Here is a 25175-nt window from a genome sequence, read left to right on the forward strand (position 1 = left end):
GGATCATATGAAGACAAGAGTAGTAGTAACAGGTATGGGAGCCATCACGCCCATCGGAAATGATGTGGAGAGCTTCTGGCAGGCCTTAAAGGATAAGACACTGGGCATTGGCCCCATTACCTATTTTGACACGGCAGATTTTAAATGCAAGCTAGCGGCTGAGGTAAAGGATTTTGACGCTAAGGCGTACATGGATCCAAAGACTGCCCGCCGTATGGAGCCATTTTCCCAGTTTGCGGTAGCTGCGGCAAAGCAGGCCTTAGACCAGTCCGGCATTGACATGGAAAAGGAGGATCCCTTCCGTGTGGGCGTCAGCGTAGGTTCCGGTATCGGTTCCCTCCAGGCCATGGAGCGCAGCGAGAAGAAGCTTCTGGAAAAAGGCCCCAGCCGTGTAGAACCTCTGTTAGTTCCTCTGATGATCTGCAATATGGCTGCCGGAAATGTAGCCATCCAGTTTGGGCTTAAGGGCAAATGCATCAATGTGGTAACTGCCTGTGCAACGGGTACCCACTCCATCGGAGAAGCCTTCCGCGCCATCCAGTACGGCGAGGCAGACGTGATGGTAGCAGGAGGAACCGAGGCCAGCATTACTCCCATCGGCATTGCAGGCTTTACCTCCCTGACTGCATTAAATACAACAGACGATCCAAAACGCGCTTCCATTCCTTTTGATAAGGACAGAAACGGCTTTGTAATGGGCGAAGGCGCCGGCGTTGTTGTATTAGAGTCTTTAGAGCATGCAAAAGCCAGAGGCGCAAATATCCTGGCAGAGGTAGTGGGCTACGGCGCAACCTGTGACGCATACCACATCACCTCCCCTGCTGAGGACGGAAGCGGCGCTGCAAAGGCCATGGAATTTGCCATGAAGGACGCAGAGATCATGCCGGAGCAGGTAGATTATATCAATGCTCACGGCACCAGCACTCATCATAATGACCTCTTTGAGACAAAGGCCATCCGTCTGGCACTGGGCGATCAGGCAGAGAAGGTGAAGATTAATTCTACCAAGTCTATGATCGGTCATCTTCTGGGAGCAGCAGGCGGCGTAGAGTTCATTACCTGTGTAAAATCCATTCAGGACGGTTATGTTCATGCTACTCTTGGTCTTGAGGAGCCGGGCGAGGGCTGCGATCTGGATTACACTCAGGGTGACGGCGTAGAAATGAATGTAAATTATGCTATCAGCAACTCACTGGGCTTTGGCGGACACAATGCCAGCCTGATCGTAAAGAAATTTACAGAGTAAGGAACAGGAGGACATGAACATGAATATCGACGAGATCCTTACACTGGTTCAGGCGGTGTCTGATTCCAGTTTAACCAGCTTTAAGCTGGAGCAGGGAGATACGGTTATTTCCCTGAGAAAAGAAAAGGAAGAGGCAAAGATTGTGACCGTAGGCGCTCCCGCAGCCCCGGCTGTATTTGCAGCCTCCGCCCCGGCCCACGTTCTTCCGGCTCCTGAGACAGTGGCCGCTTCCGGCGTACAGGTTCCGGCAGGTGTGCCCGCAGGACAGACAGCAGCTCCTGCAGAGGCGAAGGATGCAGGAACGGACATTGGTTCTGATAAAGTAATCACTTCTCCGTTAGTAGGTACTTTCTATAGCTCCTCTTCCCCGGATGCAGAGCCTTATGTTAAAGCAGGCGATACCGTGAAAAAGGGACAGATCCTCGGCATCATTGAGGCAATGAAGCTGATGAATGAAATTGAGAGCGAATATGACGGCGTAGTAGAGGCAGTTCTTGTAAACAACGAGGATGTGGTAGAGTACGGCCAGCCTCTGTTCCGCATTAAATAAAGCATACATCAGGAGGATTACGATATGTTAATGGGTATTAAAGAGATTCAGGAAATCATTCCCCACCGCCATCCATTCCTGCTGGTGGACTGCATTGAGGAGCTGGAGCCCGGCGTCAGAGCCGTAGGCTACAAGGCCATCACCTATGATGAGTCCTTCTTCAGAGGCCATTTCCCACAGGAGCCCGTTATGCCGGGAGTTTTGATGGTAGAGGCGCTAGCTCAGACTGGCGCAGTGGCTATCCTGTCTCAGGAAGGCTTTAAGGGAAAGACCGCTTATTTCGGCGGAATTGACAAGCTGAAATTCAAGCACAAGGTAGTTCCGGGAGACCGTCTGCGCTTAGAGTGCGAGATCATCCGCCAGAAGGGCCCGGTAGGCATCGGAAAGGCCACAGCTACGGTAGACGGAAAGGTAGCTGTTACCGGAGAGCTGACCTTTATGATCGGCTGATAGGGAGAAATAGAATGTTTAACAAGATTTTGATTGCAAACAGAGGTGAGATCGCAGTCCGCATCATCCGCGCCTGCCGTGAGATGGGGATTCAGACGGTAGCTGTGTACTCTGAGGCAGACAGAGACTGCCTTCACACTCTTTTAGCAGACGAAGCCATCTGTATTGGCCCGGCTCCATCTACTCAAAGCTATCTGAACATGGAGCGGATCCTGTCGGCAACTGTAGCCATGAAGGCAGACGCCATTCATCCGGGCTTTGGCTTCCTGTCTGAAAATGCCCGTTTTGCAGAGCTGTGCAGCAAGTGTAATATTACTTTTATCGGCCCCTCCGCAGAGATCATCAACCGGATGGGAAATAAATCCGAGGCAAGAAAGACCATGATCGAGGCCGGAGTTCCGGTGGTTCCCGGAAGCAAGGAGGCTGTATACACAGCAGAAGACGGACTTGCCATGGCAAAGGAAATAGGTTTTCCTGTGATGATCAAGGCATCCTCCGGCGGCGGCGGAAAGGGAATGCGCATTTCCAGAAGCGAAGAGGATTTTACAGAGTTCTTCAATGCTGCCCAGCTGGAGTCTGTAAAGGGCTTTTCCGATGATACTATGTACATTGAAAAATATATTGAAAAGCCCCGCCATGTGGAATTCCAGATTATGGCAGATAAGTTTGGAAATGTGATTCATCTGGGAGAGAGAGACTGCTCCATTCAGAGACGCCACCAGAAGGTTTTAGAGGAAGCACCCTGCAGCGTCATTTCTCCGGAGCTTCGCAGACAGATGGGTGAGACAGCTGTACGGGCTGCAAAGTCTGTTGGCTATGAAAATGCGGGAACCATAGAATTCCTTTTGGATAAGGACAAGAATTTCTATTTTATGGAAATGAACACCCGTATCCAGGTGGAGCATCCTGTAACAGAGATGGTATCCGGCCTTGATCTGATCAAGGAGCAGATCCGCGTTGCAGCGGGAGAACCCTTAAGCGTGACTCAGGATCAGGTAGAGATCCGCGGCCATGCCATTGAGTGCCGTATCAATGCAGAGAATCCCCAGAAGCATTTCATGCCCTGTCCGGGACGGATCCAGACCGTACATCTTCCGGGAGGAAACGGCGTCCGGGTGGATACCCATATTTACAGCGACTACAAGGTTCCGGCAAACTATGATTCCATGCTTATGAAGCTGATCGTATACGATAAAGACCGTGAAGCTGCTATTGCCAAGATGCAGAGCGCCCTTGGCGAGGTGATCATCGAGGGAATTGAGACGAATATCAACTTCCAGTATGAAATTCTGGAAAATGAAGCGTTCCGAAGCGGTGATACAGATACGGGATTTATCGAGAAATATTTTCCGGAGTATGTAAAATAATCAGAGATTAGAAAGGAAGTAGCCTTATGCTGCGTAATATGTTCAAAAAAACGTATACCAAGATCGATACGATCTACAGGCCGAAAGCCGGAGACAGCGAAGAGCCCTCCATTCCTCAGGGATTGTGGCGCAAGTGCAATAAGTGCGGGCAGCCGATCTATGTGGAGGATGTAGTGAACAATTATTACGTCTGTCCGAAATGTGACGGCTATTTCCGCATTCATGCATACCGCCGGATTGAAATGCTCGCCGATGAAGGCACCTTTGAGGAATGGAACCAGGAAATGCCCTTCTCCAATCCCCTGGATTTTCCAAATTATGAGAAAAAGGTGGCTGCTGCCAGAGAAAAGAGTCATTTAAACGAAGCAATCGTCACAGGTAAGGCCATGATTGAGGGAAATCCTGCCGTCATCGGCGTCTGTGACGCCCGGTTTATTATGAGCAGTATGGGCCATGTGGTAGGAGAAAAGATTACCCAGGCAGTAGAACAGGCTACGAAGGAAAAGCTTCCGGTGATCCTCTTTGCCTGTTCCGGAGGAGCCAGAATGCAGGAGGGGATCGTTTCTCTGATGCAGATGGCAAAGACTTCCGCTGCCTTAAAGCGCCACCATGAGGCCGGACAGCTCTTTATCAGCGTACTTACAGATCCAACCACAGGCGGAGTGACTGCAAGCTTTGCCATGCTGGGCGATATTATTATCGCAGAGCCTCATGCCCTGATCGGCTTTGCAGGCCCCAGGGTCATCGAGCAGACCATCGGACAGAAGCTGCCCGAGGGCTTTCAGAGAGCAGAGTTCCTTTTGGAGCACGGTTTTGTAGATATGATACTGGAGAGAAAAGATCAGAAGCGTGTGATCGGCCAGATCCTTTATATGCACAGAAAGCATGGGATGACCGCTGTGGAGCCGGGGATGCTGAGGCAGGAAAGTGAGCCTGAGGCGCAGAAAACTCATGCAGCCGGTTCTGAATCCTTTGGTCATCGTTCAAAAGCAGGAGAACACCATGAAAAAACAGCTTGGGATACGGTTCTTCTCTCCAGAAAAGCCGACCGTCCTACGGCTCTTGACTATATCAACGCTGTATTTGACGAGTTTATCGAATTTCACGGAGACCGTTATTTCAAGGATGACGGGGCGATCGTAGGCGGTATTGCCATGTTCCACGGTATGCCGGTTACGGTAATCGGTCAGCAGAAGGGAAAAAATACCAAAGACAATATTAAGCGCAACTTTGGTATGCCATCCCCGGACGGCTACCGCAAGGCCCTGCGCCTGATGAAGCAGGCGGAAGCCTTTGGGCGTCCAATTGTCTGCTTTGTAGATACACCCGGAGCCTTCTGCGGCCTGGAGGCAGAGGAGAGAGGACAGGGAGAAGCCATTGCAAGGAATCTCTTTGAAATGTCAGATCTGAAGGTTCCCATTCTTTCCATCGTGATCGGAGAAGGCGGAAGCGGCGGCGCTTTGGCTATGGCTGTGGCAGATGAGGTATGGATGCTGGAAAATGCGATCTACTCCATCCTGTCTCCTGAAGGCTTTGCTTCCATTCTCTATAAGGACAGTAAAAAGGCCCCTGAAGCAGCGGAGGTCATGAAGGTAACAGCGGCAGATTTAAAGAAGCTGGGGCTGATTGAACAGATTATTCCGGAAAAAGATCCCGCAAGTACAGATACCCTGTACCGTATTGCCGGATTTATGGATCAGGCCATGGCAGGATTCTTTGAAACCTATCAGGCCATGACAGAAGAGGAACTGGCAGAACACAGATATCAGAGATTTAGGAGAATGTGATGAGTAATTTCAAACCATTGGTAATTGGTGATCTTAAAATAGAAAAACCGGTGATCCAGGGTGGAATGGGGGTTGGAATCAGCCTCCACCGTCTGGCCGGAGCCGTGGCAAAGGCCGGCGGAATGGGGCTTATCTCCACTGCTCAGATCGGTTTCAGAGAGCCGGATTTTAAAACGAACTTTGTTGAGGCCAATCTGCGTGCGATCCGTAATGAGTTTAAAAAGGCCAGAGAAATTGCTCCTGAGGGAGCAATCGGCTTTAACATCATGGTAGCCACAAAACACTACGATATGTGGGTGAAGGAGGCCGTGAAGGCAGGCGCTGATGCTATTATATCAGGAGCCGGGCTTCCGGTATCTCTGCCGGAGTATGCAGAAGCAGCCTATGAGGAAATGAAAGCCATGGGTAAAAAGTTCCTTCGTCGCACCAAGCTGGCTCCGATCGTATCGACGGCAAAGGCAGCTATGGTAATCTGCAAGATGTGGGACAGAAAGTATCACAGAGTACCGGATTTTGTGGTGGTAGAGGGACCTCTGGCAGGAGGCCATCTGGGCTTTTCCAAGGAGCAGCTGACGCAGTACGGAGCGGACAGTGCAGATGTGGAGAAGACCTATGACCAGGCCGCTTATGATGAGGAAGTAAAGGCAATTATGAAGGTGGTAAAGGGATATGAGGAGAAATACGATACCCATATCCCGGTGGTTACTGCCGGAGGCATTTACACCCATGAGGATGTAAAGCACCAGTTTGAGCTTGGAGCAGAGGGAGTCCAGGTCGCTACCCGCTTTGTGACGACCAAGGAGTGTGATGCTCCCGATGCCTATAAGCAGACCTATATCGAGGCTTCGAAAGAAGATATTGTTATCACCCAGAGCCCTGTGGGTATGCCGGGAAGAGCCATTTTAAATCCCTTCTTAAAGAAGATTAAGGAGGGAGAACGGTCTGCCATCAAATCCTGCTTCCAGTGTCTGGAGCACTGCGATATAAAGACCATTCCCTACTGCATCACCAGAGCTTTAGTCAATGCCGCAGAAGGAGATGAAGATGCGGCTCTGCTGTTCTGCGGAAGCAACGCCTTCCGTTCCGAGCGGATCGAAACCGTAGAAGGCGTTATGAATGCACTGCTGATCGGATAGAATGGTATGAAAAGGAGTCGGAAAAGGATCCGGCTCTTTTTATTTGCCCCCCTCCGTTGACCTGCTTCCGATTTGCAGGTAAGATAGAAACGTCAAAAAATGTTAAAACAGCAAGGAAAAGAAAAATGGCAGATAAAAAGAAGGAATATCTCATCGGAGATGTGTCCCGCATCGTTGGATTAAGCCGGGATGCGCTGCGTTTTTATGAAAAAAAGGGCGTGATCCGGGCGAACAAAAAGGAAAATGGATATCGGTATTTTTCAGATGAAGATATCTATCGGCTGATGTGCATTGTTTACCGGAGAAAGATGAATGACAGTCTGGAGGAAATCCGGGAATCGGTTAAGGACAATAGAAGCGTTGCCGGTATGAGGAGGCATTTGGAGCAGAGGATCAAGGAAGAAGAGGAAGAAATCCTCAGGCGCAGGCAGAGTATCGCCAGGATGAGCCTGTCTTTAAAGGATATGGACTGTATCGAGGACTGTATGGGGAAATACAGCCTGAAGAAGTTTCCGCAGGCATATATTCTGGATACCTGCGAGGATATATATGATGGGCTGCGCCAGTGGTTTTCCATGTCCTCCGAGGTCAGCGGCCTGGATATGGCATATTTTTACAATATGTTCTCTGTGGAACATGAGTCTCTGGAAAACAGAGGGACGCAGCTTCTGGTGTACAGGGGACTGGAGCATTTTATCAGTAAAAGCTTTGATCTGTCCAGATATCCGCTTACGGATACGGTACCCTGTATCTATACTATAGAGTCGTCGAAAGAGCTGCTTCCGGATTATGCGGCTGCTGAAAAAATGACAGAGTGGGCAGAAAAACGGGGGATTACGCCTTCCGGGATGCTGTACTCCAACAACATGAGTTCTTTTTTGGGAGAAGAGACGGATACATATTATCTGGAGCTTTATATGCCCGTGATACAGTCCGATCAGACACCATAAAAGGGGGAAGACCCGCCGGGAGAAGCGTTTCTCCCTGGCGGGTCTGCGTCATTACTGACAGTGTAAGGATAAAGGATGGAGCTGCTCCAGGGTCAATAGGGTTTATAAAAACGTAAAGAAATGTAAATATTCTTACAGAAACAGGGAAAATCCGTCAAAAATGTGGATAAATATTTAACAATAGAAGCTATTTCCACATAAAAATACATATTTCCCCATGTTTTCCCTTGACTTTCCCCAAGGTATAAACAAGGTTATCCACAAAGTTATCCACATTATCCACCGATAAACACAACATATATGGTGTAAAATCGACAGAACACAACATTTAGGTTGTGGATAACCTGTAATACACAAAATTATACCTCGGCAGCCGTATTTTCCTTAGTTTGTCCAAAACGGGTGATAAAATCAATGAGATACGATGAAATTGTAACCGTGATCAAAGAGTAGATGATCCGTTTTAAGGGGATATAGGACAGGGACAAAATAAGAACCGTAAGGTCGGTAAAAAGATAGGCTCTGGAAATCCGCCATCCGGTTATCTTGGAAATTACAAGGGCCAGCGCGTCATCTCCCGCACAGGAAGCGCCCTGGCGGACTACAAGGCCGCAGCCGATTCCGATAAAGCAGCCTCCCAGGACTGAGGCGGCAAGAGGGATATCTGCCAGACTGGGAAGGAGCGGGGGAAAAAGCTCCCATAAACGGAAAAAACCGGCCATACACAAGGTGGCAAAGATGGAGGTTTTTAAAAATTCCTTTCCAAGATACTTAAATCCCATGAGATAGCTGAGAAAATCAAGTATTGGGGACAGCAGAGAGGAGGACATACCAAGCCAGAAATTCAGTAAAAGAATCAGTCCCAGGATACCACCTTCGGTGATATCCGCCTGCTGATGGACATTGTAAAGTCCAAAGGTGGTAATGGCTGTGCCAATGGTAATAGAAACAGTGGTTTTGAGAACGAAGGTTTCCTTCAGCTCTCGTTTGATCGTGTTTGACAGCCTGTTCAGCTGCAACATATTAAAACATCCTTTCTGAAATATAGTAATACCATTATACCAGAAGAGAGGGGGGAGGTGTCAAGAGGGGCGTCTCAAAAGGAATATTTTGGGATTTTTTGGCATAGAATATCCGGAAGGATAGGAAATAGGGAGAGGCTTTATGCTGAATGCCCTCTGGTCGGGAATGATCTTATCGGGAATATTGTGGGCGGCTGTCCACGGGAGACTGGATCAGGTTACTCAGGGAGCGCTGGCCTCGGCGAAAGAGGCGGTGTCCTTGTGCATCACTATGCTGGGAGTTATGTCGCTGTGGACAGGAATACTGGAGATCGGCCGCGGAGCGGGGCTGATCGAACGTCTTTCCAGAATGATGAGGCCGGTGCTGCATTTTCTTTTTCCGCATCTTTCTCCGGACAGTGAGGCTGCCAGACAGATTTCTATTAACTTTATTGCCAATATCTTAGGACTTGGCTGGGCGGCTACCCCTGCGGGATTAAAGGCCATGGAGGAATTAAAAAAAGAAGGGAGGGTATCAGATAATGGCAGATCCGCCGATGATTCTATTACAGCAACTACGGATATGTGCACCTTTCTGATACTAAATATTTCCTCCCTTCAGTTGATCCCTGTGAATATAATAGCCTACCGGAGCCAGTACGGAAGCCCGTCTCCGGCGGTAATCACCGGTCCATGTCTGGCGGCTACGGCCGCCAGTACGATTGCAGCTGTAATATTTTGTAAAATAAAGGGAAGAAAAAAATGACGCCGGTGTTGAACTGCGGCGTCATTTGAATATAATTTATTTTTCGTAAGTATAATTTTCTACTTCCACCTTATCAACTTCCTGATAGGGAGCCAGAGTGGAGATCATTTTGACGGGAACATCATAATTGTTGATGCAGTAGTGAACCTCAGACGGTTCAATATGGATCAGATCGCCGGCAGAGAGTGTGTTTACTTTTCCGTCTACAACAATATCAATTTTGCCTTCCAGAATGAAAAAGTTTTCTTCCATTACATTGTGGTAATGAGCAGTGAAATCCTGTCCGGGCATGAACTGTACGATGGCAAAATTCATACGCGGGCCCTTCATCAGGTATTTGGGACCGCTGTCACCGAAGCGGTATTCTCTCTCGTTTTCATTTATAATATACATAGAATCCTCCTTTTGTGCAGCAGCACAGTTTGATTTATCGTAATGAAACAGATACTAAATGCCAGGTGCGGTCCACATAGGGGTAGTAAGTCCCTCGTTTACCAGAGCTAGCTGGGCAGCATAGAGTTTTTTCCACTGCACATACATTTCACAGTATACTTTGTGATTTTCCATATTCGGCAGATAGGTGTGGTCGATCTTTACCAGTCTTTTAGCAGCAGCAGAGATATTCGGGTAAATTCCTGCGCCATAGCCTGCGATCAGGGCTGCGCCCAGAGCGGTAGCCTCTTTGACAGCAGGAACCTTTACAGGGATGCCAAGTACATCCGCCAGAATCTGGCTCCAGAGCGGGCTCTTAGAGGCGCCGGAGGCGAAGATAACCTCGGATGGCATATGTCCGGTAGATTCCTGTACCAGTTCCATGTGGCCTTTTGTAACCAAGGCGGTATTTTCTAGGATTGCCCGGTAAAAGGTATATCGGTTAAAATGAGCCGGATCCAGCTGGAAATTTGTAAACGTAGGAGCGGCGTGTTTCCAGTTGATAAAGTTCATTACATCGGAAAAGGTGCACATCATGCCATAGCAGCCGGCGGGGATTTTTTCGGCTTCCCGGTTCATCAGGTCATAGACATCACATCCGGATTTCTCGGCAAGCTGTTTTTCCAGCTGGCAGAAGCCATCCCGGAACCAACGCATCACCAGACCGGGCTTAAATGCCAGGGCTTCATACTGCCATATGTTTTTTACTGCATGGCAGTTGACGCGAACGCGGCACTGGGGGTCTGTATCAGCACGGTCTGTATTGTATTCGTACTGCCAGAAGCTTCCGCCGAAGATTGCGGCATCATTGGCATCTACAGCGCCTACGCCAATGCATCCCAGCTGGGCGTCGCCGCCGCCTACTACAACGAGCGTTCCTTCTGTGAGGCCTGTCTGTAAGGCTGCATTGGCAGTGACGGTTCCGGCGACTGTGCCGGATTCCTTTACCGGAGGGAAGATGCTGCTCTTTAATCCGCAGCGATCCAGAATTGACGGATCCCAGGTTCTGGTTTTCAAATCCATCAGACCGGTCGTGGAGCCGTTAGAAGGCTCTACCGCCAGGATACCTGTCAGTTTGTAGATCAGCCAGTCATTAAACATGCCGATATGGTCGATCTTTTCATAGATTTCCGGCAGCTTGTTCTTTACCCAGAGAAGCCTTGGAAGGGCGTCCAGTGCATAGGACTGGCCGGATTCCAGATAGAGTTCCTTTTCCAGGCCCGGATAGGAATGGATCAGTTCGGCTACCTCATCATTGGCTCTGGCGTCTACGTTGGCACAGGCCCAGATTTCATTGCCGTCTTTGTCATAGAGAACGATGCCTTCGCGCATGCAGGTAGTGGAAACAGCGCCGATTTCGGCTGGATCGATTCCGGTTTCTGAGATCACATCCTGGATGCAGCTTCTGGCCAGATCCCAGTTATGTACCCAATCGAAGTCCATGCTGCCGGGATATCTGGGGTTCTCAGCGTGCTCCCACTCCTGCTGGGAACATCCCAGCTGGTTTCCTTCCAGGTCAAAGAGGACAGCGCGGACGCTGCCGGTTCCGGCGTCGATCGCCATTAAATACTTTGCCATAGTTTTATTCTCCTATCAATTTTCTTGCAGTTTCTTCATCTGTGATCAGGGAATCAATGTAACCGCCCTTTAAAGCTGCCTTGATCACAGTAACTTTCTGTTCGCCTCCGGCAATGCCGATGACATTATTCAGCTCTTTTAGAGTGGACAGCGGGGTGCTGATCAGACGGTCTTCAATATTAGTGACAACAGGAGCACCGTCTTTATCGATAAAGTGGGTCAGTACGTCTCCTACAGCTCCCTTCATCGTCAGATAGGTAAAATCATTTTTGCTTAAAATGCCATTGGAAATGATGGTTGCATCATTATTCATGGCTCCGATTCCTACAATGGAAAAGGAGGAAAGTCCTACCATCCGCCGGATTTCCATCATACTTGGCTCCTGTAAGATAGCCTGGCAGACCTCTTTGGAGGAAAGAAGCAGAGGAGCGGGGTATAAATGGAGTCTTGCCTTAAACACATTTGAAGTGCTGTTAGGAAGATAGTAGTTGACGCCTCCGGTAAAGGATACGACAGAAACCGGCGTGTCAATGATATTGGCCAGGTGGTTTAACACCCGTGACGGCGTATCGCCGTATCCCATATTGATAAAGGTGTTTTCCGAGATACGGTCTGCCAGATAGTTGGCGGCAGCCAGAGCCAGGTATTCATTCAGCTGATTTCGGTCATCCGGTGTTGGAATGATGAGAACATCTTTCAGATCCCACTTTTCCCGCAGGGCCTGTTCAACCGGAAGGTGTTTCCCCAAATCAGGAGAGATCCGAAACTGGATTACTCCGGTTTCTCTGGCAACGTCCAGCAGGCGTATTACCTTCATGCGGGAAATCTCCAGCTTGGATGCGATCGCCTGTTGGGTCATGTTTTCAATATAATAATACCAGGCGGCCTTTAAGATCAGTTCATCATCATACTTCATTGTATTTACCCCTTAGTTGAATATTTTATAATTACAGTTAATTATGAACAAATAATATTATACATAACATATGTTCAATATGCAAATAAATATACCATAAAGGGAAAAAGGTGTCAATACAGCTTGTATAAATGAGCAAGATAATGAAAACAGCTGTATGATGTATAAAATATATAACAAAAAAATAAAAAAATCAATAGTATTATGCATTTTAAATATTAAAAAATAGAAACAACTTGACAAACATGGGCGATATGATTATACTGAGTATGTGGTAAAAATGTTTGAGAGTCAAACAAAAATACAAAATCGGAGAGGGGATTGACATGAGCCAGACCGTCCAGGAACAGACAGGACAAGAATTGCTTTCTGTACGCGGGATCACAAAGAGATTTGGTCTGAACGTAGTGCTGAAGGGAATTGATTTAAGTGTTGGAAGAGGAGAGGTTTTGACGCTGATCGGCGGAAACGGAGCCGGAAAATCGACCCTCATGAAGATTATTATGGGAATCTATCAGCCGGATCAGGGCGAGCTTTACATAGACGGAGAACGCATTTCCAGTTTTAAGCCCGTTGTTTCCCTTCAAAAGGGAATTTACATGGTTCCTCAGGAGCCCATGCTGTTTCCTAATATGACAGTAGAGGAAAACATCCTTATCGGGTTTACCGGAGTGAAGTCGGAGCTGCACAGCCGTCTGGTAAAAATTGTAAAAGATATCGGCTGGAATCTGGATCTTAGCAGAAAGGCGCTGAGTTTGTCTATTGCAGAGCAGCAGATCGTAGAGCTTCTCAGAGGTATGATGAGAAATGCCAAGGTGCTGATTTTGGACGAGCCTACATCGGCGCTGACCTTTGATGAGGTGGAAGCATTATTTAAGGTAGTGACAGATCTTAAAAGCCGCGGGATCGGCATTATTTATATCACTCATCGCATGGCAGAGGTATTTACCATTGGTACTCATGTGGCGATCATGCGGGACGGCGTGATCACACTGAAGGGACCCATTGGTGATTTTACAAGAGAGATGCTGGTGAAGGGGCTTTTGCCTCCTAATATGGAAGAGGTAGAGAAGCGCGAAACAGAAGAGATTACGATTGATTATACAAATTTAAAGCCTGTTTTAAAGCTGGAGCATTTTTCGGGTTATGGATTTGAGGATATCAATTTTGAGGTTTATCCAGGAGAGATCCTGGGTGTGGCCGGATTGGTCGGAGCAGGCCGGACGGAACTGGCAACTACGATTTTTGGCCGGGAAAAACCACTTTCAGGAAAAGTGCTTCTGGAGGGAAAGGATGTAAAAGGGCTTTCGACCAGAGATGTGATTGCGGCAGGTATTAACTATGTACCTGAGGATCGTCGGCAGAACGGTGTGTTTGGAATGAGCAGCGTAGCAGCCAACACGACATCCTCTCTGCTGTTTAATATCGCGATGGGAAAGGTGTTTCTTAATAAGAAGAAAGAGCAGGAAATCACTCAGAAATATATTGATGATTTCAGGACAAAGGTAACCGGACAGGAGCAGTCCTGCGGCAGCCTTTCGGGTGGAAATCAGCAGAAGGTAGTGATTGGGCGATGCCTTTCCTCTCTTCCTAAGCTGGTAATCTTAGATGAACCGACCCGTGGTATTGACGCAGCAGCCAGAGGTGATGTATATTCGATTATCCTGGAACTGAAGAAAAAAGGCGTGGCGATCATGCTGATTTCTTCGGATATGGAAGAGATTATTGAACTGTCTGACCGGGCGGTTGTCATGTTCCAGGGGCATGTGACAAGAACGCTGTCAAAGTCGGAAATCGATCAGAACACACTGATGAATGCATCGTTTGATGTAAAAGAAGAAGGAGAGGGCTGACATGAATAGAGTAAAGAAAATGATGAAGGCCCGCGAAGCAGGAAGCTTGCTTTTCCTGGTGCTGCTGATCCTGCTGGTAGGCCTGGTGAATAAGGATTTCTGGCAGCCTGCCAGTCTGCTGAACTGTTTAAATGATTCGGTCGTATTTACGCTTCTGGCGGTAGGAATTGCTTTTGTGATCCTGACAGGAGAGATTGACGTATCCATTGGTGCGACTCTGGGAATGAGTGCCGCTGTCGGCGCGACGATCCTGCGGGATGGAGGAAGTGTGGTAACAGCCGTACTGGCAGCCGTTTCTGTCGGAGCAGTGATCGGACTGGTAAATGGCTTTGGTGTTTCCATATTAAATATTCCTTCCCTGATTTTTACACTGGGTGTCAATGGTGTGGTACGAGGATTGATCTATGTATATACCGGCGGTGCGTGGGTAGAGAACCTGCCGGCATCCTTTACCAAAGCTTCCAATATTAAGATCGCAGAAGAGCTTACCCTGTTTTATGCAGTGACAATTGTGCTGGTATTGATTGCCAATTACATTGTGACAAAGACAAGAAAAGGAAGATATTTCACTGCTGTGGGTGACAATATCTCCGGTGCTACGCTGGTAGGTATCCCTACGGTTCAGACTAAGATTCTGGCATATGTGATTTGCGGTATTATGGCAGCTGTAGCGGGTATGGTATATGCTTCCCGTATCGGTTTTATCACACCAACCGCAGGAAACAACTATGAAATGAAGGCGATTGCAGCCTGTGTATTGGGCGGTGTTGCATTGACGGGAGGCCAGGGAAGCCTTTTCGGAGCAGCAATCGGTGCGATCATCATGTCCTCGATCAGCCGTATCCTTGTATTTTTGGGCTTTTCATCTGATTATGACAATACCATTACCGGTATTATGCTGATCGTGATCGTGGTGGTAACGACAGTGGCTCAGAACCATGGGATTGTTAAGAACCGTCATGAGATTTTAAAGGCCAGAACCAATAAGGCAAAAAGTAACGCAGGGCAGAAAGGAGATCAGAAAGTATGAAAACCACTTTTCCTGAAAAGGCAAAAAAGTTTTTTACGAGCTGGGAATTTGTTCTGCTGCTGATTTTGTTTGCTGAAATTGTGATATTTGCGACAAAGAATCCCAAGTTTTTAATGCCAAGAGTACTGTTTGGCAGTTTAAATGACATTATTTCTATCTGTATCATTTCCCTGTTCGTGACCTTTGTTATGATCACAGGCGGAATTGATATCCAGGCAGGCTCCATTGTAGGTTTATCCTCTATTGTTCTGGGTGTGGCATGGCAGGATGGGGGCATGAACATCTGGGCGGCTGTAGCTTTGGCTGTTGTTGTTGCAGGTGTATGCGGCGCTCTTTCTGGTTATTTTGTAGCGTATTGCGGCGTACAGCCAATGGTAGTGACGTTAGGAGGCAGCTTCCTGTTTACAGGTGTGGCGCTTCTGGTATCGAATTTATCTGCGACTGAGAGTTATAAGGGAATCAGCGGATTTCCGGACAGCTTTCTGCAGATTTCCAAATTTAAACTGTTCGGAGTCATTCCGTGTCAGGTTATTATCTTCCTGGTGCTGGCAGTGATCGCCTATGTACTTCTGAATAAGACCAAGTACGGGCGTATGGTTTTCCTGATCGGTGTGAATAAAGATGCGGCAGAGTTTTCTGGTATCAATACCCGGCTGATCACCATGACTACATATATTCTGTCCGGCATCAGCGCAGCGATCGCGGGAATCATCCTGACTTCCTATATTGGAACGGCTAAATCAGATATCGGTGTGACATTTACTCTTCCAATCATTACAGCCGTAGTTCTGGGCGGCACGCTTTCTACCGGCGGCAAAGGCTCTGTAGTAGGAACAGCTTTGGCAGCTGTGGTAATCGGCGTATTAAAGTTTGGACTTCCCCTTTGCTTTAAGGTTCCGCAGCAGTATCTGGATATTCCGGTTGGCCTGCTTCTTCTGGTAGTTGTAATCGGCCGGTCTCTTTTGACCAATCCAAAGGTAGTAGCTGCCCTTCACCAGAAGGACAAAAAATAGTATCTTAATGGAATGCTCCATTAAAATAAAGACGGCGGTTCTAAAACGTTACAAACAAAGATCATATGCAGCAGATGCATAACAAAAAGGAGGATTTTATTTATGAAGAAGAAACTGATAGCAATGGCACTTGCAGCTTCCATGGTAGCTTCCTTAAGCGCATGCGGCTCCAAGCCGGCAGAAGCACCGGCAGAGACTGAGGCGAAGACAGAAACTGAGGCAAAGGCAGAGACCGAAGCCAAAGAAGAAACGGAAGCAAAAGCAGAAGAGTCTGCTGAATCATCCGGTGATGTAAAATCCGTTGAAGGACTGACCGTTGCATTCGTTCCGAAACTGACTGGAAACGCATTCTTTGAATCCGCTAACAACGGTGCGCAGAAGTATGCTGAGAAGTGGGGCTTTACCGTAGATTATCAGGGTTCCTCTAATGCATCCGTTGCAGATCAGGTTCAGGTAATCAATAATGCCATTGCATCCGGTGTAGACGGAATCTGTATTTCTTCTGTAGATGTTACTGGTTTGGATTCTGCTCTTACAGATGCGATTTCCAGCGGTGTAACCGTAGGAACTTGGGATTCTGATGTTTCCGACACAGCCCGCAGCCTGATGGTATCTCAGGGTACTCCTGATATTCTGGGCCAGATGCTGGTAGATATGGGAGCAGATTCCCTGACAAAGAGAGGCAAAGATCCTGAGAAGGATACAATTAAATACTGCTGGCACTATTCTCAGGCAACTGTAGCTGATCAGAACTCCTGGCAGGTAGCCGGAGAGGCTTATATTAAAGAGAACTTCCCGAACTGGGAGAATGTTGCTCCGGATAACTACTATTCTGAGCAGGATGCAGAGAAGGCTGTTTCCATCGGAGCATCCATTCTTGAGGCACACAGCGATATCGACCTGATCATCTGTAATGACTCTACCGCTCTTCCGGGACAGTGTAAGGCAGCACAGAACAAGGGTCTGACCAAGAATGATGTAACGATCACCGGTTTTGCATCCCCAATGTCTATCAAGGATTACTGTGAAGCAGACGTGATCGAGCAGTGGGGTCTGTGGGACTGCGGCGTACAGGGCGCTATGGGCTGCTACCTGACCGCTTATCTGGCAGCTGGAAATACTGTAAAAGTCGGCGATAAGATCAACATCCCTGAGATTGGTGAGGTTGAGGTAATGCCGAATGACTGTCTGGTAGAAGGCGCAGAAACTGCACCAGAAAACAATGGTGTTGTGCTGATGCCAGAGAGACTGATTTTCAACAAAGATAACGTAGCTGATTACGATTTCTAAAGAATACGAACCGCCAGTCAGGCCGGATGTCACAGTCCGGTCTGGCATTGCAGATTCAATGGAATCTGGATTGAACCCCAAAAAGATGAACAAAGACAGGAGAGTAATATTATGGCAGATCTTGAAGGTGTAAAAGTTGCAAAAAATTATCATCTGGACGCTCCATTTGCCAACCAGGAAGGATTTTATGTAAAAGGTGCAAATGCGCTGGACTGGGGCATGAAAAAACATATGTCCAATATTTTTGATGCGAAGAGCGGCAATACGGTAATGTTCGCATTTGACCATGGCTATTTTATGGGTTCCACAGCAGGCCTGGAGAGACTGGATCTTATCATTCCAAAGCTCATTCCTAACATTGATGTGCTGATGGGTACCAGAGGGGCGCTCAGAAGCTGCGTAGATCCGGCGCTGATCGGCGGAAAGGGTGTTGCACTCAGAGCTACCTCCGGTTCCTCTATGCTGAATGATGACCTTTCTCATGAGGTACTGGCTGTAGATGCTGCAGAGGCCTGCAGAATGAACGCAGACTGTCTGGCAATCCAGACCTTCGTAGGCGCAGACGGACAGCTGTCCAGTCTGGACAACCTTTCCAAAGCGGTAAATCTGGGCCAGCAGTATTCAATCCCTGTGATGGGCGTTGTTGCAGTAGGCAAGCAGATGGAGCGTACAGATCGTTTCTTTAAGCTGGCTACCCGTATGGTGGCTGAACTGGGCGCCAATATTGTAAAATCCTATTACTGCGATAACTTTGAAGAAGTTGTAGCTGCCTGCCCTGTTCCGATCGTGGTTGCAGGAGGAAAGAAGCTTCCTGAGGATGAAGCTCTGACACTGGCTTACAGATCCATTCAGGGCGGAGCAAAAGGTCTTGACATGGGAAGAAATATCTTCCAGTCCAATCATCCAGTAGAGATGAGTGCAGCGATTCGTAAGATCGTTCATGAAGGCTTTACCGATAAAGAGGCATATGAGTTCTACCAGGATGCGATCCACTAAGCGCGCAGCCTGACGTGTTTACTGTTATATTATAAAAAAGCCGCTGCGGAGATTATTTTTCCGGCAGCGGCTCATTTTTTATGCCTTATTCTCTGCGCTTTCTGCGGTCGTGACCCTTGGACTGGTAGTAGGCTCTTTTATTTTCATACATCCGGCTGTCCGCATCTGAAATGTATTTTTCTATATTTTCATCACAGCATGGAAGCCACACGGAGCCGACAGCCATAAAGGACACGCCCTCTATCATATCATTTTTCAGGCAGTTTACTGCGTGTTCAAATTCCATCTGAGACCAGTTCTCGCACAGGATCAGAAATTCATCGCCTCCAACGCGAAAGACGGTATTTTTAGGAAAATGCTCCATCAGACAGCGGCAGCATCGGATCAGCGTCTGATCGCCGGCCTGATGCCCCTGGGTGTCATTGATCTGTTTTAGGCCCATTACATCGGCGTACAGAATACCCAGGCTTGTCTTGATTGGGAGGACGCTTAAAAACTCGTTCATGGCATGACGGTTTTTGGCGCCGGTGAGCTGATCATAAAAGCTCAGGTTTTCAAGCCGCTCCACCAGATCCCGCCGCTTTAGAATAGAAGAAATAAAATGGCCGAAGAGCTGCAGTGTAAAGGAAATATGGCTCATCAGCTCCAGCGGTGGATTGTCAATTCCATAAAAACCAATCAGCCGGCGTCCATCCATTATGGGACTGACAACCAGAGAGTGTATGTTTTGCGGCTTTAGCAGAGAATAAACATCTGGATCCGCTGTACGGATTGCTTCAATATCTGTAATCAGGACATTTTCATTTCGATTAAAGGCCTGTACCCAACTGTTTAAGTCCTGTTCAGGAATATTTATGAGGATATTTTTCTGAGGCAGCACCTGGTCAGAACACCATTCAAAGGTATTGTCAAAGGAATTCTGGCTGTTCCGCTCAAAGATGTAGGCCCGTTCTCCGCTGAAGCTCTGTCCCATATATTGAAGCAGGATATCAATAGAACGGATCGGTGTTTCTGCGGCTAACGCAAAGCGAAGCCCCTCGTTGATCAGCGCTTCTGTATCGGTTTGATCCTCAATTGTCAGCTTTTCCCGCTGGTGGACGTTCATATCGATCGTAATTTCAATCCGTAATCTTCTGCCGTCCCGGATTACCATGGTATCTTTCAGGATATAAGCTCTTTTTACAATGGGATTATACCGGGACCATTCAAAAAATTCTCCGGGGCAGAGCTTGCTGTTGGTACACATGGCACAGGGAGAAGAACAGCTCTGGAGCAGTTCGTAGCATTTGCGGTTCTGATACTGTTCAGGTGATGTAAGTGCGTATTGTGTCATTGCCCGCCGGTTCATATATACCATATCGTAGGTATCCATATCGGCTACATAAACAAGTTCATCCATATTTTCAAAAAAATCCCATATATCTGCCATCATACAACTCCTCTCCATTATGATTTTTTGTACATGGAAGAATCTTTCTATATTATATCGGATTTTTCGGTAAAATGGCATCTTTTTTTGATTTTTGTTAAAAACATTGGAGAATAAATATTCCGCTTCAAACGGATCGGTTCACGTATGCCTTGACAAAAGGAATGGTGGGTTCTATAATCCAACCAAATCAGACTGGCACCAAACGATGGAACGCCGAAAAGGAAAGGATGAGGTTTATGGCAGGTATATTAAACGGAATCACGGAGTTGGTGGGAAATACGCCTTTGATGGAGGCCGTAAATCTGGAAAAGAAGGAAGGATTAAAAGCAAGGCTCCTTCTGAAGCTGGAGTATTTAAATCCGGCAGGAAGTGTAAAGGACCGTGTTGCAAAGGCCATGATAGAGGATGCAGAGGCAAAGGGATTATTAAAAGAAGGTTCTGTTATCATTGAGCCTACCTCAGGAAATACAGGGATTGGTCTGGCAGCGATTGCGGCCTCGAAGGGATATCAGGTGATCCTAACCATGCCCGATACCATGAGTGAGGAACGCAGAAATATATTAAAGGCATACGGGGCAAAGCTTGTTCTTACGCCAGGCGCCAAGGGAATGAGCGGAGCCATTGAAAAGGCAGAGGAGCTGGCAAAGGAAATTCCCCAAAGTATGATTGCAGGCCAGTTTGTAAACCCTGTAAATCCCAAAGCCCACAGAGAGTCTACGGGGCCTGAGATCTGGAGAGACACAGAGGGACAGGTGGATATTTTTGTGGCCTCTGTAGGAACTGGGGGCACGATTACAGGAACCGGAGGATATTTAAAGGAAAAGAATCCGCACATTCAGGTAATAGCAGTGGAACCGGCTGCTTCACCAGTGCTGTCAGGCGGTGCTGCCGGAGCGCATAAGATTCAGGGGATCGGAGCGGGATTTGTGCCGGAGGTGCTGGATACAGAGGTATATGATGAGATCATTGCCGTGGATAATGAAATTCCCTTTGAAACAGCCCGTATGCTGGCTAAAACAGAGGGAATCCAGACGGGTATTTCTTCCGGCGCAGCGCTGTATGCAGCCTTACAGGCTGCCAAGCGGCCTGAAAATGAAGGAAAAACCATTGTTGTACTGCTGCCGGACAGCGGAGACCGGTATTATTCTACGCCGCTTTTTCAGGCAGGTGAATAATACCAGGCATTGGGAGACAGCCGTCATATAACATAATCACCGCCTCACAGGAATAAGCTGTATAAAAGTCCTGTGGGGCGGTTTTTATGTCTTTTCTGCTTTTTCTTTCAGATGCTATGGTGCCTCTTATGATCTTCTATATCGTAGGCTTTGGTATTTTATCCGGACGTCCTGTGCTGGATGATTTTATCCGGGGAGTAAAGGATGGGGTGAAAACAGTAGGGGGGATTTTCCCTACACTGATCGGCCTGATGGTATCAGTAGGTATATTGCGTTCCTCCGGCCTTTTGGATGCGTTTGGAGAACTGTTAAAGGCGCCGGCTTCCTTCCTGGGACTGCCTCATGCCGTTATCCCCACAGCGCTGGTACGTCTGGTGTCAAATTCTGCGGCAACAGGCCTGGTTTTGGATCTTTTTAAGGAATACGGCACGGAGTCCAGAGTGGGATTGATGGCTTCTATTCTCATGGGAAGTACGGAAACGGTTCTTTACTGCATGAGTATCTATTTCGGGTCTGTGGGAATTCGGAAGACCCGGTACACGCTTGCCGGGGGGCTTCTGGCGTCCGCTGTCGGTCTGGCAGCCAGCGCCGTTTTGTCAGCCATGATGGTTTAGAGGTTATTTGCAGGGAAATATTCATTGCAAAATAACCGTTTGCACACTATAATTGACCGTGTATACCCCGGATTTCCGCTTGGGACAGGCGGGTTTGATTCCGGAAAACGCTTCTGTTTGTCAGAGGCATACAGCAGAAAGAGGTTTTTATGGAACGATATCAGAAATTTCGGAAGGAATTTCCGCGTTTTTATTATCACGGATATAAGACAGAAGAAACAGAATTTACATATAAGATTACATATGATTTTGAGATAGAGGGATTATCCTCCTTTGCGCCCACCTGGACGTTTCCCAAGACGGTAAATGATGGGAAAATATGGAAGAAGGACGGTCTGTTCCGGAAAATGATTTTTTCTCTGGGTATGGTTGAGCTGGTAAGCTACTGGAAGATTACCTGCTCACCGGAGGTGATTGTGGAAGCAGGTGTGTTAAATGACCGTCAGATTCTCTCGTGGAAGGATCTGTATTTTAATGGACTGGGAGAGTTTTTCTATGTGAATGATATTTCTGAGGCCAATGCTCAGGATTTTATGGAAATCCACTGCAGGCCATCTGAAACGGAAGACGCATCCGATGTTGTCTGTGATGATCCGGAATTTATTTTTAAACAGGGGCGTCTTTCCTCCGTCAGCGGTTCGGAAAAGGGAGTGCTGGTTCCTGTCGGAGGAGGTAAGGATTCCGCAGTGACCCTGGAACTTTTAAAGGGCGCAGGCGTTCCTGTATATGCCTATATTATCAATTCCAGAGGAGCCACAATCCATACCACAGAGGCAGCCGGACTGGATGAGGATCATGTGATTTATGTAAAGCGTACGCTGGATCAGAATATGCTGGAATTAAACCGTCAGGGCTATTTAAACGGCCATACTCCGTTTTCTGCGCTGGTAGCTTTTTCAGGCATTATGGCAGCCAGAATGGCCGGACTTTCCTATGTGGCACTGTCAAATGAATCCAGTGCAAATGAGAGCACCGTAAAGGGAAGTACGGTCAATCATCAGTATTCCAAGAGTTTTAAATTCGAGGAGGATTTTCACCGCTACGAGGCAGAATATCTTCCAGGAAGCGCGTACTATTTCAGTATGCTGCGCCCCTTAAGCGAGTTTCAGATTGCCCGCTTTTTTGCACAGCAGAAGCAGTACCATGCCATTTTCAGGAGCTGCAATGCAGGCAGCAAAACAGACAGCTGGTGCGGACACTGCCCCAAGTGCCTCTTTGTATATCTGATCCTGTCCCCGTTCCTTTCGGAGGAAGAGGTGGAGAAGATTTTCGGAAGAAATATGCTGCAGGATGAGGAGATGAAGCCTCTTTTGGATCAGCTTACGGGTATTCAGGAGGAAAAGCCCTTTGAGTGTGTGGGAAGCCGGGATGAGATCAATTCTGCCATTGTATTAACGATTGAGCGGATGGAAAAAGAGGGGAAGAAGCTTCCGCTTTTATTTGAACATTATAAAGAAACAGGCCTGTATGAGCGGTATCAGACAGAGAAAAATAAGTTTTCCGCTTATTTTGACAGCAGCAATCTGGTGCCTGAACCCTGGGAAAAATTTGTCAGGGAAAGGTGTACAAAGGAAGCATAGGAGACGAGGAGACGGACTGTGATAGAGAAAATTGATCCCTGGGTACGGGGGAAAAAGATACTTTTGCTGGGCTTTGGAAGAGAGGGGAAATCCACATGGGAGGTGCTGCGGCGTCTGGGAACCTTTCAGTCCGTGGATATCGCGGATCAGTCGGCGCCCGGGGAGCTGCCGGAAGGGATTGGAAAATGGATCAGCGGGCCGGATTACCAGAGCTGTCTGAATGATTATGATGTGGTTTTCAAAAGTCCCGGAGTGGTACTGGAAAAGCCGGTGCAGGATTACAGCTGTCAGATCCTTTCCCAGACAGAGGTGTTTTTCAGGTGCTTCCGCGATCAGATTATCGGTATCACGGGCACCAAGGGAAAGAGTACGATTACCACGCTGCTGTATCATTTGCTCAAACATGCAGGATACGATACGGTTCTGGCAGGAAATATCGGAATTCCCGTGTTCGATCTTATGGAAGAGATCGTACCGGAAACAAAGATTGTGTGTGAGCTTTCCTGCCATCAGCTGGAATACATGACCGTTTCACCCCATATTGCCATTTTATCAAATATCCATGAGGAGCATCTGGATCACTATGGTACGATGGAAAAATATGTACGGGCCAAGGAGCACATTTTCTTAAATCAGACCCCGGAGGATGTGCTGATCTGCAGCGTTCAGTGTCTGCCTGAGCCGGGGGAGTGTGTTTCCAGACTGATTACTGCAAAGTCCTCCTTCCCTGAGCCGCCGCTTGAGCGTTTCTGGAAAACAGAGGGGAATCTGGCAGACAGAAAAAAACGGGAAGAAGCCCCTGTTTTGTATGTGGAGGAGAAGGATGGAGTTACATCCATCTGCTATGAGGGCCGTCGTTATAAGATCCCGACCGGTCAGATCCGCCTTTTGGGCCAGCATAATTATTTTGATATTGGTATGGCTTATGCAGTGTGCAGCCTGCTGGGAATGGCAGAGGAAACGTTTACAGAAGGCCTTAAGGAGTATGAGCCCCTTCCTCATCGCTTACAATTTCTGGGAGAAATACAGGGCGTTAAATATTATGATGATTCCATTTCTACAATCTGTGAGACAGCAATTCAGGCGTTAAAAACTCTGAAGGACACGGATACCATCTTAATCGGCGGCATGGACAGAGGAATTGATTACCGAGAGCTGATCGAATATCTGTCACAGTCGCAGGTGCCCCATATTATATTGATGGAGGCCACAGGAAAGAGGATTTTTGAGGAAATCGCGGCAGATTATCCTGATTTTGAAAATCCGTCCAGACTGCTGTTGGCAGAGCATCTGAAGGACGCAGTTTGTCTTGCCAAGAAGGTTACAAGGCCTGGCCGCAGCTGTGTTATGTCGCCTGCAGCTGCCAGCTACGGCATATTCCGGAATTTTGAAGAGCGCGGCGAGGAATTTAAACGTCTGGTGCTTGAAAATGAGCAGCAGGACACAGTTTTTTAAGAATTTTATAAGCATTTTAGGACTTGTATGACACAGGAAAATACTGTACAATCAGTAGAGCGTATCTGAGAAGGATACTGAGGAAAGTGAAAGGAAGAGACGTGGAGACTTACGATACACTGAACGATGTATTGGTAAATCTGTTCCGGGATATCAATGATATCGAAGAGAAGGCCATTACCAGCTATGAGAACAAGGATCTGACCAGTAATGATATGCATGTCATCCATGCGATCGGCGTTGGAACGAAGAAAAATATGTCATCCATCGCAAAGGAGCTGTCAGTGACTGTAGGAACACTGACCATCTCTATGAACAGCCTTGTAAAAAAAGGCTATGTGGTGCGGAGCCGCAGCACAGAAGACAGGCGGGTGGTTCATATTTCACTTTCTGAAAAAGGAATCAAGGCATACGAGCACCATAAGTATTTTCATGAACAGATGATACAGGGAGTGATGGACGTTCTCACAGAGGAAGAGATGAACGCTCTTGTAAAAGCGCTGACAAAGCTGACCTCCTGGTTCCGTAGCTTTGAGAAGAATTAAAGGAGGCAGTTTT

The 25175-nt window shown here is 47.6% G+C and carries 23 protein-coding genes; 18 read left to right on the forward strand and 5 right to left on the reverse strand.

From position 1 onward, the window contains the following. Window positions 1-7: 7 nt before the first annotated feature. The 7 genes from fabF (at window position 8) to WKT10_RS11380 (ending at window position 7486) form a co-directional block, all read left to right on the forward strand. Window positions 8-1246 (forward strand): beta-ketoacyl-ACP synthase II, encoded by a 1239-nt coding sequence (gene fabF / locus WKT10_RS11350; protein ID WP_066543028.1) that lies wholly within the window; start codon window positions 8-10, stop codon window positions 1244-1246. A 19-nt stretch (window positions 1247-1265) separates the two neighbouring features. After that, window positions 1266-1796 carry an acetyl-CoA carboxylase biotin carboxyl carrier protein gene (gene accB, locus WKT10_RS11355; protein ID WP_317439669.1) on the forward strand — a complete coding sequence of 177 codons (531 nt, stop codon included), beginning with the start codon at window positions 1266-1268 and terminating at the stop codon, window positions 1794-1796. Window positions 1797-1820: 24 nt separating this feature from the next. Then, on the forward strand, window positions 1821-2246 hold the full coding sequence (gene fabZ, locus WKT10_RS11360; RefSeq protein WP_066543024.1) for a 3-hydroxyacyl-ACP dehydratase FabZ: 426 nt from the start codon (window positions 1821-1823) through the stop codon (window positions 2244-2246). 14 nt (window positions 2247-2260) lie between these two features. After that, window positions 2261-3613 carry an acetyl-CoA carboxylase biotin carboxylase subunit gene (locus WKT10_RS11365; protein WP_066543022.1) on the forward strand — a complete coding sequence of 451 codons (1353 nt, stop codon included), beginning with the start codon at window positions 2261-2263 and terminating at the stop codon, window positions 3611-3613. Between the two features lie 26 nt (window positions 3614-3639). Next, window positions 3640-5400, forward strand: coding sequence for an acetyl-CoA carboxylase carboxyltransferase subunit alpha (locus WKT10_RS11370; RefSeq protein WP_337433474.1), 1761 nt, complete (start codon window positions 3640-3642; stop codon window positions 5398-5400). Then, window positions 5400-6536: an NAD(P)H-dependent flavin oxidoreductase gene (locus tag WKT10_RS11375; RefSeq protein ID WP_340277256.1), complete on the forward strand. Its 1137-nt coding sequence runs from the start codon at window positions 5400-5402 to the stop codon at window positions 6534-6536. The genes WKT10_RS11370 and WKT10_RS11375 overlap by 1 nt, the downstream gene beginning before the upstream one ends. A 125-nt stretch (window positions 6537-6661) precedes the next feature. After that, window positions 6662-7486 (forward strand): MerR family transcriptional regulator, encoded by an 825-nt coding sequence (locus tag WKT10_RS11380; protein ID WP_337933664.1) that lies wholly within the window; start codon window positions 6662-6664, stop codon window positions 7484-7486. Window positions 7487-7845: 359 nt separating this feature from the next. On the opposite strand, the gene WKT10_RS11385 is transcribed toward WKT10_RS11380, so the two are convergent. Continuing rightward, window positions 7846-8508, reverse strand: coding sequence for a YitT family protein (locus tag WKT10_RS11385; RefSeq protein WP_340277259.1), 663 nt, complete (start codon window positions 8506-8508; stop codon window positions 7846-7848). Window positions 8509-8650: 142 nt separating this feature from the next. On the opposite strand from WKT10_RS11385, the gene WKT10_RS11390 reads away from it, so the two are divergent. After that, a complete protein-coding gene (locus WKT10_RS11390) occupies window positions 8651-9253 on the forward strand; it encodes a nucleoside recognition protein (protein WP_340277261.1) in 603 nt (200 codons plus the stop codon). Between the two features lie 36 nt (window positions 9254-9289). Here the strand turns inward: WKT10_RS11390 and WKT10_RS11395 are convergent, their stop codons facing one another. From WKT10_RS11395 to WKT10_RS11405, 3 genes are read right to left on the reverse strand one after another with little or no spacing between them, the layout of a single operon-like run. Beyond that, a complete protein-coding gene (locus WKT10_RS11395) occupies window positions 9290-9646 on the reverse strand; it encodes a cupin domain-containing protein (RefSeq protein WP_066543009.1) in 357 nt (118 codons plus the stop codon). A 54-nt stretch (window positions 9647-9700) separates the two neighbouring features. Next, the gene (gene lsrK / locus WKT10_RS11400; RefSeq protein ID WP_340277263.1) at window positions 9701-11263 is read right to left on the reverse strand and encodes an autoinducer-2 kinase; all 1563 of its coding nucleotides are present in this window, start codon (window positions 11261-11263) and stop codon (window positions 9701-9703) included. Window positions 11264-11267: 4 nt separating this feature from the next. Next, window positions 11268-12179 carry a sugar-binding transcriptional regulator gene (locus WKT10_RS11405; protein ID WP_337933673.1) on the reverse strand — a complete coding sequence of 304 codons (912 nt, stop codon included), beginning with the start codon at window positions 12177-12179 and terminating at the stop codon, window positions 11268-11270. Window positions 12180-12463: 284 nt separating this feature from the next. Here WKT10_RS11405 and WKT10_RS11410 point away from each other — a divergent pair, with 284 nt between their 5' ends. From WKT10_RS11410 to lsrF, 5 genes are all read left to right on the forward strand, one after another. Beyond that, complete coding sequence (locus WKT10_RS11410; protein ID WP_340277265.1) at window positions 12464-14032, forward strand: sugar ABC transporter ATP-binding protein; 1569 nt, start codon at window positions 12464-12466, stop codon at window positions 14030-14032. A 1-nt stretch (window position 14033) separates the two neighbouring features. Continuing rightward, complete coding sequence (locus tag WKT10_RS11415; RefSeq protein ID WP_337433482.1) at window positions 14034-15062, forward strand: ABC transporter permease; 1029 nt, start codon at window positions 14034-14036, stop codon at window positions 15060-15062. Further along, window positions 15059-16075, forward strand: a complete 1017-nt coding sequence (locus WKT10_RS11420; RefSeq protein ID WP_317439449.1) for an ABC transporter permease — start codon at window positions 15059-15061, stop codon at window positions 16073-16075. Before WKT10_RS11415 ends, WKT10_RS11420 begins: the two co-directional genes overlap by 4 nt. Window positions 16076-16177: 102 nt before the next feature. After that, window positions 16178-17365, forward strand: a complete 1188-nt coding sequence (locus tag WKT10_RS11425; RefSeq protein ID WP_340277270.1) for a substrate-binding domain-containing protein — start codon at window positions 16178-16180, stop codon at window positions 17363-17365. Window positions 17366-17476: 111 nt separating this feature from the next. Continuing rightward, on the forward strand, window positions 17477-18361 hold the full coding sequence (lsrF, locus tag WKT10_RS11430; RefSeq protein ID WP_337933679.1) for a 3-hydroxy-5-phosphonooxypentane-2,4-dione thiolase: 885 nt from the start codon (window positions 17477-17479) through the stop codon (window positions 18359-18361). 85 nt (window positions 18362-18446) lie between these two features. On the opposite strand, the gene WKT10_RS11435 is transcribed toward lsrF, so the two are convergent. Then, a complete protein-coding gene (locus WKT10_RS11435) occupies window positions 18447-19793 on the reverse strand; it encodes a sensor domain-containing diguanylate cyclase (RefSeq protein ID WP_340277273.1) in 1347 nt (448 codons plus the stop codon). A gap of 236 nt (window positions 19794-20029) precedes the next feature. Between WKT10_RS11435 and cysK the strand changes: the two genes are divergently transcribed. The 5 genes from cysK to WKT10_RS11460 all read left to right on the forward strand — a co-directional run bounded on the left by cysK (window position 20030) and on the right by WKT10_RS11460 (window position 25162). Beyond that, window positions 20030-20968, forward strand: a complete 939-nt coding sequence (gene cysK / locus WKT10_RS11440; protein WP_340277275.1) for a cysteine synthase A — start codon at window positions 20030-20032, stop codon at window positions 20966-20968. A gap of 86 nt (window positions 20969-21054) precedes the next feature. Then, window positions 21055-21582: a spore maturation protein gene (locus WKT10_RS11445; RefSeq protein ID WP_066542994.1), complete on the forward strand. Its 528-nt coding sequence runs from the start codon at window positions 21055-21057 to the stop codon at window positions 21580-21582. A gap of 149 nt (window positions 21583-21731) precedes the next feature. Then, a complete protein-coding gene (locus tag WKT10_RS11450) occupies window positions 21732-23162 on the forward strand; it encodes a hypothetical protein (RefSeq protein ID WP_340277277.1) in 1431 nt (476 codons plus the stop codon). 18 nt (window positions 23163-23180) lie between these two features. Further along, window positions 23181-24617 (forward strand): UDP-N-acetylmuramoyl-L-alanine--D-glutamate ligase, encoded by a 1437-nt coding sequence (murD, locus tag WKT10_RS11455; protein WP_340277278.1) that lies wholly within the window; start codon window positions 23181-23183, stop codon window positions 24615-24617. 86 nt (window positions 24618-24703) lie between these two features. Next, window positions 24704-25162, forward strand: a complete 459-nt coding sequence (locus WKT10_RS11460) for a MarR family winged helix-turn-helix transcriptional regulator (protein WP_417046101.1) — start codon at window positions 24704-24706, stop codon at window positions 25160-25162. The last annotated feature ends 13 nt before the right edge of the window (window positions 25163-25175 follow it).

The organism is Enterocloster sp. HCN-30185, from assembly GCF_037890305.1.
In the GTDB taxonomy this organism is placed as follows: Bacteria; Bacillota; Clostridia; order Lachnospirales; family Lachnospiraceae; genus Enterocloster.

What these genes read in the sequence shown, in the direction of transcription:
- WKT10_RS11435 (WP_340277273.1), bottom strand. Translation starts at nt 19,793, where the DNA reads ATGATGGCAGATATATGGGATTTTTTTGAAAATATGGATGAACTTGTT.
- WKT10_RS11445 (WP_066542994.1), top strand. Translation starts at nt 21,055, where the DNA reads ATGTCTTTTCTGCTTTTTCTTTCAGATGCTATGGTGCCTCTTATGATC.
- WKT10_RS11450 (WP_340277277.1), top strand. Translation starts at nt 21,732, where the DNA reads ATGGAACGATATCAGAAATTTCGGAAGGAATTTCCGCGTTTTTATTAT.
- WKT10_RS11425 (WP_340277270.1), top strand. Translation starts at nt 16,178, where the DNA reads ATGAAGAAGAAACTGATAGCAATGGCACTTGCAGCTTCCATGGTAGCT.
- WKT10_RS11405 (WP_337933673.1), bottom strand. Translation starts at nt 12,179, where the DNA reads ATGAAGTATGATGATGAACTGATCTTAAAGGCCGCCTGGTATTATTAT.
- accB (WP_317439669.1), top strand. Translation starts at nt 1,266, where the DNA reads ATGAATATCGACGAGATCCTTACACTGGTTCAGGCGGTGTCTGATTCC.
- WKT10_RS11375 (WP_340277256.1), top strand. Translation starts at nt 5,400, where the DNA reads ATGAGTAATTTCAAACCATTGGTAATTGGTGATCTTAAAATAGAAAAA.
- WKT10_RS11395 (WP_066543009.1), bottom strand. Translation starts at nt 9,646, where the DNA reads ATGTATATTATAAATGAAAACGAGAGAGAATACCGCTTCGGTGACAGC.
- WKT10_RS11415 (WP_337433482.1), top strand. Translation starts at nt 14,034, where the DNA reads ATGAATAGAGTAAAGAAAATGATGAAGGCCCGCGAAGCAGGAAGCTTG.
- WKT10_RS11385 (WP_340277259.1), bottom strand. Translation starts at nt 8,508, where the DNA reads ATGTTGCAGCTGAACAGGCTGTCAAACACGATCAAACGAGAGCTGAAG.
- WKT10_RS11390 (WP_340277261.1), top strand. Translation starts at nt 8,651, where the DNA reads ATGCTGAATGCCCTCTGGTCGGGAATGATCTTATCGGGAATATTGTGG.
- WKT10_RS11420 (WP_317439449.1), top strand. Translation starts at nt 15,059, where the DNA reads ATGAAAACCACTTTTCCTGAAAAGGCAAAAAAGTTTTTTACGAGCTGG.
- fabZ (WP_066543024.1), top strand. Translation starts at nt 1,821, where the DNA reads ATGTTAATGGGTATTAAAGAGATTCAGGAAATCATTCCCCACCGCCAT.
- WKT10_RS11365 (WP_066543022.1), top strand. Translation starts at nt 2,261, where the DNA reads ATGTTTAACAAGATTTTGATTGCAAACAGAGGTGAGATCGCAGTCCGC.
- lsrK (WP_340277263.1), bottom strand. Translation starts at nt 11,263, where the DNA reads ATGGCAAAGTATTTAATGGCGATCGACGCCGGAACCGGCAGCGTCCGC.
- fabF (WP_066543028.1), top strand. Translation starts at nt 8, where the DNA reads ATGAAGACAAGAGTAGTAGTAACAGGTATGGGAGCCATCACGCCCATC.
- cysK (WP_340277275.1), top strand. Translation starts at nt 20,030, where the DNA reads ATGGCAGGTATATTAAACGGAATCACGGAGTTGGTGGGAAATACGCCT.
- lsrF (WP_337933679.1), top strand. Translation starts at nt 17,477, where the DNA reads ATGGCAGATCTTGAAGGTGTAAAAGTTGCAAAAAATTATCATCTGGAC.
- WKT10_RS11370 (WP_337433474.1), top strand. Translation starts at nt 3,640, where the DNA reads ATGCTGCGTAATATGTTCAAAAAAACGTATACCAAGATCGATACGATC.
- WKT10_RS11380 (WP_337933664.1), top strand. Translation starts at nt 6,662, where the DNA reads ATGGCAGATAAAAAGAAGGAATATCTCATCGGAGATGTGTCCCGCATC.